Origin of the sequence: Rhodoferax sp. UBA5149 (assembly GCF_002413825.1) — a bacterium.
Lineage (GTDB): Bacteria > Pseudomonadota > Gammaproteobacteria > Burkholderiales > Burkholderiaceae_C > Rhodoferax.
This window is the reverse complement of sequence record NZ_DHXT01000134.1, coordinates 7,947-14,058: the sequence shown is the minus strand read 5'-3', so window position 1 is coordinate 14,058 and position 6,112 is coordinate 7,947. Positions and strand designations below refer to the sequence as shown.

General features: G+C 56.9%; 6 protein-coding genes and 1 tRNA gene. All 7 read left to right on the top strand.

The genetic code is table 11. The annotated features are described in order from the left end of the window. The first annotated feature begins 106 nt into the window (after positions 1-106). A complete protein-coding gene (locus B3V69_RS11765) occupies positions 107-1,057 on the top strand; it encodes a polyprenyl synthetase family protein (RefSeq protein ID WP_296446746.1) in 951 nt (316 codons plus the stop codon). A gap of 35 nt (positions 1,058-1,092) precedes the next feature. Continuing rightward, positions 1,093-1,169, top strand: a tRNA-Pro gene (locus B3V69_RS11760). A gap of 122 nt (positions 1,170-1,291) precedes the next feature. Further along, the gene (pilB, locus tag B3V69_RS11755) at positions 1,292-3,025 is read left to right on the top strand and encodes a type IV-A pilus assembly ATPase PilB (RefSeq protein WP_296446745.1); all 1,734 of its coding nucleotides are present in this window, start codon (positions 1,292-1,294) and stop codon (positions 3,023-3,025) included. Positions 3,026-3,046: 21 nt separating this feature from the next. Beyond that, complete coding sequence (locus tag B3V69_RS11750; protein ID WP_296446743.1) at positions 3,047-4,264, top strand: type II secretion system F family protein; 1,218 nt, start codon at positions 3,047-3,049, stop codon at positions 4,262-4,264. Beyond that, positions 4,264-5,106 (top strand): prepilin peptidase, encoded by an 843-nt coding sequence (locus tag B3V69_RS11745; RefSeq protein ID WP_296446741.1) that lies wholly within the window; start codon positions 4,264-4,266, stop codon positions 5,104-5,106. The genes B3V69_RS11750 and B3V69_RS11745 overlap by 1 nt, the downstream gene beginning before the upstream one ends. A 6-nt stretch (positions 5,107-5,112) precedes the next feature. Beyond that, a complete protein-coding gene (gene coaE, locus B3V69_RS11740; protein ID WP_296446739.1) occupies positions 5,113-5,748 on the top strand; it encodes a dephospho-CoA kinase in 636 nt (211 codons plus the stop codon). A 5-nt stretch (positions 5,749-5,753) separates the two neighbouring features. Next, on the top strand, positions 5,754-6,112 hold a 359-nt coding region (gene zapD, locus B3V69_RS11735), incomplete at its 3' end, for a cell division protein ZapD (protein ID WP_296446737.1).

Genomic DNA, 6,112 nt, shown 5'->3' with positions numbered 1-6,112 from the left:
TAGCGGCGTAGCTCAGCCCAGATTTCAGAACCGTCGGGTTCCTATAATCGCCGCACACAACCGGTTATTTGTCTTGCAAGTTAATCCATCCAGCCCCGCTCCTTCAATGTCGATCATTGCGCAAGACATGCGTGAAGTTGATCAGGTCATCGCCCGCCGTCTGGACTCCAGAGTGCCACTGATCGGCAAGGTATCACGCTACATCATCGCCGCGGGCGGCAAACGATTGAGGCCGGCCCTCCTGCTGCTAACCTGCGGGGCCTTGGGCTATCGTGGCGAACAGCGGTTTAACCTGGCCGCTGTGGTGGAATTCATACATACCGCAACTCTGCTGCACGACGACGTGGTTGACGACTCCGCGCTGCGCCGGGGCAATGCCACCGCCAATGAAATGTTCGGCAATCCGGCCAGCGTGCTGGTCGGCGACTTCCTCTACTCGCGCGCTTTCCAGATGATGGTCGACGCCCGGGATATGCGCGTGATGCAGGTGCTGGCCGATGCCACCAACGTCATTGCGGAGGGCGAGGTGCTGCAACTGATGAACATGCACAATGCCGCCCTGGATGAGGCCGGCTATCTCGAGGTCATCCGTTCCAAAACCGCCAAGTTGTTTGAAGCCAGCGCCCGAGTCGGCGCGATTCTCGCTGGCAGCTCGCCCGAAATGGAAGAGGCTTGCGCCGACTACGGCCAGGCGCTGGGCACCGCCTTTCAGGTCATTGATGACGTGCTTGACTACACCGGCGCAGCCGATGTCATGGGAAAAAATCTGGGGGACGACCTGCGCGAAGGCAAAACCACACTACCGCTGATTGCCGCCATGCAACGAGGCACGTCAAGCCAGAAAGACCTCATCAGAGAAGCCATCGAGACCGGCGGCCTGTCGATGCTGGATCAAGTGGTCGATATCGTGAAAACAACGGGTGCACTGGATGTCGCCCGACTGGCGGCGACACAGGAGGCGCAACGAGCGATCGTCGCCGCCCGGCAACTGCCACCCGGCCCCCATACCGAGTGTTTGATACAATTGGCCGCTCAGTTGCTGGAGCGTCAGTATTGACACTGCATGACGGCGATAACTGAAATAAGAAATATCGGAATGTGGCGCAGCCTGGTAGCGCACTTCGTTCGGGACGAAGGGGTCGGAGGTTCGAATCCTCTCATTCCGACCAACTATTACTTGTTGTCAAACAACATCCTTGCGGCCTAGTCTCGCGGCCTTTCGATTTACATCGTGTCGGCAATCGACGATGATCGAACGAGTCCCTTTCCTGACGTAGTACATTTTGGGGTTATGGCCGCAGTCGATACCACTCATCCTGAATCCCCCACCACCGGCCTTCCGGGGCTGGGCCGTGCGCTTATTCTGGCGGGGAAACTGGGACAAAAGTCAGCGGAAGAAATCTACCGCAAAGCCCAAAGTAGTCGCACCAGTTTTATCGCCGAGCTCACGGGTTCGGGGGTGGTGTCGGCGTCTGACCTGGCTCACACCATGTCTACCGCATTCGCGGCACCGCTGGTGAATCTGGATGCGATTGACCCCCAGCGCCTTCCGAAAGGCCTGCTGGACGTCAAAATTTGCCACGACTACCGAGTTGTGGTCTTGAGCAAACGAAATAACCGGTTGATCGTTGCGACCGCCGACCCTTCCGATCAAAAAGCGGTCGAAAAAATCAAGTTTTCCACCCAGTTGGGCGTTGACTGGGTTATTGCCGAATACGACAAGCTGCTTAAACTGGTCACAGCCAACGCAACGACCGCGTCGGAAACGATGGACAGCATCATCGGCAGTGACTTCGAGTTCGATGAGAGTTTGGCAGAAGCAGTCACGGAAAGCTCGGACACCACGGTCTCCGAAGTTGAAGACGCGCCGGTCGTCAAATTTTTGCAGAAAATGCTGCTGGATGCTTTCAGCATGCGCGCCTCCGATCTGCACTTCGAACCCTATGAGCACAATTACCGTGTCCGCTTCCGGATTGACGGAGAGCTCAGGGAAATCGCGTCTCCCCCCATTGCCATCAAAGACAAGCTGGCTTCGCGCATCAAGGTGATTTCGAGAATGGACATCTCGGAAAAACGGGTTCCGCAGGATGGAAAGATGAAGCTGAAGGTCGGACCCGACCGGGTCATCGACTTCCGGGTCAGCACGCTACCCACGCTGTTTGGCGAGAAAATCGTGATCCGCATACTCGACCCGAACAGCGCCAAGTTGGGTATCGATGCGCTCGGTTACGAACCCGAAGAAAAGGAACGATTGCTGCAAGCGATTGGCAGGCCTTACGGGATGATCCTGGTCACAGGACCGACCGGCTCGGGCAAGACGGTCTCTTTGTACACCTGCCTGAACATGCTGAACAAGCCGGGCGTCAACATCGCCACGGCCGAAGATCCGTGCGAGATCAATTTGCCAGGCGTGAATCAGGTCAATGTCAATGACAAGGCCGGACTGACTTTTGCCGTGGCGCTGAAATCATTCCTGCGCCAAGACCCCGACATCATCATGGTGGGTGAGATTCGCGATCTTGAGACTGCTGACATTTCCATCAAGGCCGCCCAGACCGGTCACCTGGTGCTCTCCACGCTGCACACCAACGATGCGCCCACCACGCTGACCCGTATGCGAAACATGGGCATTGCGCCCTTCAACATCGCGTCCAGTGTGATCCTCATCACGGCGCAGCGCCTGGCGCGGCGTCTGTGCCCGAACTGCAAAACCCCGATCGACATTCCCAAAAAGGCGCTGCTCGATGCCGGCTATACCAGCGATGAACTCAATGTGCCCTGGGTCTCGTATCGTGCGGTCGGTTGCTCCATGTGCAACAACGGCTACAAAGGGCGCATTGGTCTCTACCAGGTCATGCCGATCAGCGAAGAAATCCAGCGCATCATCCTGCGCGATGGCAGTGCCATGGACATCGCAGAACAAGCCAGACGCGAAGGCGTGCGCACACTCAGACAGGCCGGCCTGAGCAAAGCCAAATTGGGTTTGACTTCGCTGGAAGAAGTGCTCGCCGTGACCAACGAATAAACCAATAATCCAGGGGACCACATGGCAACTGCAAAGTCAAAAGGCGCCAAAGAATTTGTCTTTGAATGGCAAGGCAAAGACCGCAACGGCAAACAGGTACGCGGAGAAACAAGAGCAGTCGGAGAAAATCAGGTCCAGGCGGCCCTGCGTCGCCAGGGGGTCATGCCGACCAAGATCAGGAAGCGCCGGATGCGCCTTGGCAAATCCATCAAGCCGAAAGATCTCGCCATCTTCACACGCCAACTCGCCACCATGATGAAAGCCGGCGTGCCCCTGCTGCAGGCCTTTGACATCGTGGGACGAGGCAACCCCAACCCCAGCGTCACCAAACTGCTCAACGATATCCGCACCGACGTGGAGACCGGAACCTCACTGAGCGTTGCATTTCGCAAGTTTCCGCTGTATTTCGACAATCTCTATTGCAACCTGATTGAAGCCGGTGAATCCGCCGGTATTTTGGACCAGTTGTTGGACCGGCTTGCGGTTTACATGGAAAAAACAGAGGCCATCAAGTCGAAAATCAAGTCCGCGCTGATGTATCCGATCTCGGTCTTGATCGTGGCATTTGTCGTCACGGCCGTCATCATGATTTTTGTGGTGCCGGCCTTCAAGGAGGTGTTCTCCAACTTTGGCGCCGACCTGCCAGGACCCACACTGGTCGTGATTGCCATCAGTGAAATTTTTGTCAAGTACTGGTGGCTGATTTTTGGTGGTATTGGCGGCGGTTTTTACTTTTTCATGCAGGCTTGGAGACGCAACGAAAAAATGCAGCGTGTGATGGACCGCATCATGCTGAAGATGCCGATTTTTGGCACACTGGTCGACAAATCATGTATTGCACGCTGGACGCGGACCCTGTCCACCATGTTTGCGGCGGGCGTTCCTTTGGTGGAAGCGCTTGATTCCGTGGGTGGCGCCGCCGGTAATTCGGTGTATGAGATTGCCACCAAGAAGATTCAGCAAGAGGTGTCAACCGGTACGGCATTGACCGTAGCCATGACCAATGCCAATCTCTTTCCCTCCATGGTCTTGCAGATGTGCGCCATCGGCGAAGAGTCCGGCTCGATCGATCACATGCTTGGCAAGGCCGCTGATTTTTACGAAGCCGAGGTCGACGACATGGTGGCAGGCATCTCCAGCCTGATGGAGCCGATCATCATTGTGATTCTGGGCACCGTGATTGGCGGTATCGTGGTGGCCATGTACCTGCCCATCTTCAAACTGGGTCAGGTCGTTTGATGCAGGTATCGCAATGGTTTGACGCGACCGTTTTCGGCGTTCTGGGTTTGCTGATCGGCAGCTTTCTCAATGTTGTCATTTACCGGCTACCCCTCATGCTGGAAGCGCAGTGGAAAGCCGAGTGTGCCGAACTGTCCGGAACAGAGTCCCCTGCCACAGAGAAATTCAACTTGATGGTGCCGCGCTCCCGTTGCTCCAAGTGCAACCATCAGATCCGGTGGCATGAAAATATTCCGGTCGTAAGCTATTTTTTTTTACGAGGAAAGTGCTCGGTCTGCGCCACGCCCATCAGCCTGCGCTATCCCTTGGTGGAGCTGGCAACCGGCGCTTTGTTTTTTTATTGCGCCTGGACATCGGGTGCCAGCCTTGGCGCGCTGGTCTGGAGTGGCTTTGCCGCCTCTGTGCTGGCACTGGGCTTGATCGACTGGGACACCACACTCTTACCCGATGACATCACCCTGCCCCTGCTGTGGGCGGGCCTGATCGCGGCCGCACTGCAATGGACAACCGTTGCGCTGTCAGCGGCAGTCTGGGGCGCGGTGGCCGGCTACGTGTCCTTGTGGCTGGTCTATTGGGCCTTCAAGCTGATCACTGGCAAGGAAGGCATGGGCTTCGGGGATTTCAAATTATTTGCAGCATTAGGTGCCTGGTTCGGCTGGCAGGCGCTGGTACCCATCATTTTGATGGCGTCGGTCATTGGCGCCATCGTAGGGATTGCCATGAAGTTCTCCAGCGGCCTGCGCGAAGGCGGCTACGTGCCGTTCGGACCTTTTCTGGCGGGGGCAGGGCTGACGGCGATGATTTTCGGCCCCAGCTCAATTCTTCACTTCGTCGGGCTCTAGACCGTGATGCCCGTCGTCCGGCTGGGTTTGACCGGTGGCATTGGCAGCGGCAAGAGTACCGTTGCCCGGCTCCTGGCGGACGCCGGTGCCGCGGTCGTGGATGCCGACGCCATTGCCCGCGAGCTGACCGCACCTGGTGGTCAGGCCATGCCTTTGGTGACCGCCACGTTTGGCCCTGATTTCGTGACCCCGGATGGCGCGCTGGATCGGGAAAAGATGCGCGTCCTGGCCTACGCCGATCCCACAGCACGCAAACGGCTGGAATCCATCATTCACCCCCTGGTGGGACTGGAAACACAAAGCCAGGCCACCATCGCCACCAACCAAGGGCGAGCTTGCATCGTCTTTGACATTCCCCTGCTGGTTGAATCCCCCCATTGGCGCCAAAAGGTGGATCACGTACTGGTGGTGGATTGCACGCCAGAAGTTCAAATCAGCCGGGTGATGGCACGCAGCCATTTGAAGCGCGATGACATCGAGAAAATCATCTCGTCCCAGGCTCGGCGCGAACGCCGTCTCGGCGCCGCTGACACCGTCATTTTCAATGTGAATCTGTCACTTGAGGAACTGGCTGATGAGGTCCGTCAAATTTCACACCGCTTCGGGCTATCATCCAAGCAGCCTGCGGCTTACCGAAAATAATCAGCGTGATCCTTTACGAATACCCCTTTAACGAGCGCATCCGAACCTACTTGCGACTGGAGCATCTGTTTCTTCGCCTGACAGAACTTGTCTCGCGCGAGCAGGCCCTGGATCATCACTTCGCGCTCACCACCATCTTCGAAATCATGGATGTGGGCGCACGTGCCGACCTCAAGTCAGATGTACTCAAAGACCTGGACAAACAAAAACACGTTCTTGACAGTTACCGGGGCAATCCGGCGATCGCGGAAAGCGTGCTTGATGACGTCATCAAGCAGCTAGACAGTTGCTTTCTGGCGTTGAGCAGTCTGCCCGGCAAAGCGGGTCAATCACTGACCGAAAACGACTGGCTCATGAGTATCCG